1 rRNA gene and 1 other annotated feature (both only partly in view) are annotated in these 3,313 nt (G+C 58.8%); the gene reads right to left on the minus strand.

Annotated elements, in window-relative coordinates:
- Positions 1–1,808 (minus strand) — a sequence feature (mutual gap in cmsearch alignment for this rRNA model is longer than 100) (it extends 1,206 nt beyond the left edge of the window).
- Between the two features lie 375 nt (positions 1,809–2,183).
- A 16S ribosomal RNA gene (locus MCBG_RS07785) occupies positions 2,184–3,313 on the minus strand; it runs 416 nt beyond the window's last position.

A 3,313-nucleotide genomic window follows, 5' to 3' on the forward strand; every position in this document is an offset into this window, starting at 1 on the left:
GGCCGCTAAGAACTCGCTAGAGGCTTTTCTCGGCAGCATAGGATCACTGACTTCACCTGAATCGGCTCGGCATCACGTCTCAGCCCATATGGTGTGCGGATTTGCCTACACACCGGCCTACACGCTTACCCCGGCACAACCACCGGCCGGGCTCAGCTACCTTCCTGCGTCACCCCATCGCTTGACTACTACCCGCCAGGTTCCCACGCTCCCCACCTTTGGTCCGAAGACCGCCGGCAGTTCGGGTGGTTAGCACAACGAGGTTCGTCAGGGTCGCTCTTTCGCGGGTACGGGAATATCAACCCGTTGTCCATCGACTACGCCTCTCGGCCTCGCCTTAGGTCCCGACTCACCCAGGGCGGATTAGCCTGGCCCTGGAACCCTTGGTCATCCGGCGGAAGGGTTTCTCACCCTTCTTTCGCTACTCATGCCTGCATTCTCACTCGTGCCGCGTCCACAACTGGGTCACCCCGCTGCTTCACCCCCGGCACGACGCTCCCCTACCCATCCACACACCTGCACCTGGCATCAAGGCCAGGCGAAGTTAAAATGTGAATGCCACAGCTTCGGCGGTGTGCTTGAGCCCCGCTACATTGTCGGCGCGGAACCACTTGACCAGTGAGCTATTACGCACTCTTTAAAGGGTGGCTGCTTCTAAGCCAACCTCCTGGTTGTCTATGCGACCCCACATCCTTTTCCACTTAGCACACGCTTAGGGGCCTTAGCTGGTGATCTGGGCTGTTTCCCTCTCGACTACGAAGCTTATCCCCCGCAGTCTCACTGCCGCGCTCTCACTTACCGGCATTCGGAGTTTGGCTGATTTCGGTAAGCTTGTGGGCCCCCTAGACCATCCAGTGCTCTACCTCCGGCAAGAAACACGCGACGCTGCACCTAAATGCATTTCGGGGAGAACCAGCTATCACGGAGTTTGATTGGCCTTTCACCCCTAACCACAGGTCATCCCCCAACTTTTCAACGTTGGTGGGTTCGGCCCTCCACGCGGTCTTACCCGCGCTTCAGCCTGCCCATGGCTAGATCACTCCGCTTCGGGTCTAGAGCATGCGACTAAAAACGCCCTATTCAGACTCGCTTTCGCTACGGCTCCCCCACACGGGTTAACCTCGCCACATGCCACTAACTCGCAGGCTCATTCTTCAAAAGGCACGCCGTCACCCCGCAAGGCTCCGACGGATTGTAGGCGAACGGTTTCAGGTACTATTTCACTCCCCTCCCGGGGTACTTTTCACCATTCCCTCACGGTACTCGTCCGCTATCGGTCACCAGGAAGTATTTAGGCTTACCAGGTGGTCCTGGCAGATTCACGGCAGATTTCAGGAGTCCGCCGCTACTCGGGAACACCCACAGAAGACCAGCAACTTTCACCTACCGGACTATCACCGTCTACGGTCAGCCATTCCAGACTGTTCGACTAACCACTGGCTTTGTAACTTCTCGAACAAGTGTCAGCTTGCTCAGCAGGGTCCCACAACCCCGACCACGCAACCCCTGACAGGTATCACACGCAGCCGGTTTAGCCTCAATCCGCTTTCGCTCGCCACTACTCACGGAATCACTAAATTGTTTTCTCTTCCTACGGGTACTGAGATGTTTCACTTCCCCGCGTTCCCCCCACACACCCTATGTGTTCAGGTGCGGGTGACATCACATGACTGATGCCGGGTTTCCCCATTCGGACACCCTGGGATCACAGCTTGGTTGACAGCTCCCCCAGGCCTATCGCGGCCTCCCACGTCCTTCATCGGCTCCTGGTGCCAAGGCATCCACCGTTCGCCCTTGACAACTTGACCACAAAGATGCTCGCGTCCACTGTGCAATTCTCAACAAACAACCAACCCACAACCCACAGCCCCACACCAAACCCAGCTAACCGCCGGCGGTATGCGAGACCAGGCCGCGCCTGGCGCCTCACGGACCCGAGGTCCGTTCGAAGGCTCTGAAACAACAACCATCTCGGGTTGTTCTTTCAGGACCCAACAGGGTGCTTACATCCACCACCAGCCGCACCAGAACCCCGTTCCCACCACCCGAAGGCAGCTGTACTAGGAAAATTTCTGGCCGTTGCCGGCGGCAGACTTGCCAGTGTCTCCGCCATCTGAGCACCCCGACCCGACATTCGCGGGCCGCGGGCTCCATGCCACCTTTCGGTGGATGGTGCTCCTTAGAAAGGAGGTGATCCAGCCGCACCTTCCGGTACGGCTACCTTGTTACGACTTCGTCCCAATCGCCAGCCCCACCTTCGACGGCTCCCTCCACAAGGGTTGGGCCACCGGCTTCGGGTGTTGCCGACTTTCGTGACGTGACGGGCGGTGTGTACAAGGCCCGGGAACGTATTCACCGCAGCGTTGCTGATCTGCGATTACTAGCGACTCCGACTTCACGGGGTCGAGTTGCAGACCCCGATCCGAACTGAGACCGGCTTTTTGGGATTCGCTCCACCTCACGGTATCGCAGCCCATTGTACCGGGCCATTGTAGCATGCGTGAGCCCTGGACATAGGGGCATGATGACTGACGTCATCCCCACCTTCTCGAGTGACCCGCAGTCTCCGATGAGTCCCCGGCCATAACGCGCTGGCAACATCGAACGAGGGTTGCGCTCGTTGCGGGACTTAACCCAACATCTCACGACACGAGCTGACGACAGCCATGCACCACCTGTGACCGCCCCCGAAGGACCTGCCATCTCTGACAGTTTTGCGGCCATGTCAAACCCAGGTAAGGTTCTTCGCGTTGCATCGAATTAATCCGCATGCTCCGCCGCTTGTGCGGGCCCCCGTCAATTCCTTTGAGTTTTAGCCTTGCGGCCGTACTCCCCAGGCGGGGCGCTTAATGCGTTAGATGCGGCACAGGGAACCGGAGAGGCCCCCCACACCTAGCGCCCAACGTTTACAGCGTGGACTACCAGGGTATCTAATCCTGTTCGCTCCCCACGCTTTCGCTCCTCAGCGTCAGTATCGGCCCAGAGACCCGCCTTCGCCACCGGTGTTCCTCCTGATATCTGCGCATTTCACCGCTACACCAGGAATTCCAGTCTCCCCTACCGAACTCTAGCCTGCCCGTATCGACCGCAGGCCTGGGGTTGAGCCCCAGGTTTTCACGGTCGACGCGACAAGCCGCCTACGAGCTCTTTACGCCCAATAAATCCGGACAACGCTCGCGCCCTACGTCTTACCGCGGCTGCTGGCACGTAGTTGGCCGGCGCTTCTTCTGCAGGTACCGTCACTTACGCTTCGTCCCTGCTGAAAGAGGTTTACAACCCGAAGGCCGTCATCCCTCACGTTTGCGTCGCTTTT

It is taken from the genome of Micromonospora sp. M42 (assembly GCF_000568915.1).
Classification (GTDB): Bacteria; Actinomycetota; Actinomycetes; order Mycobacteriales; family Micromonosporaceae; genus Micromonospora; species Micromonospora chalcea.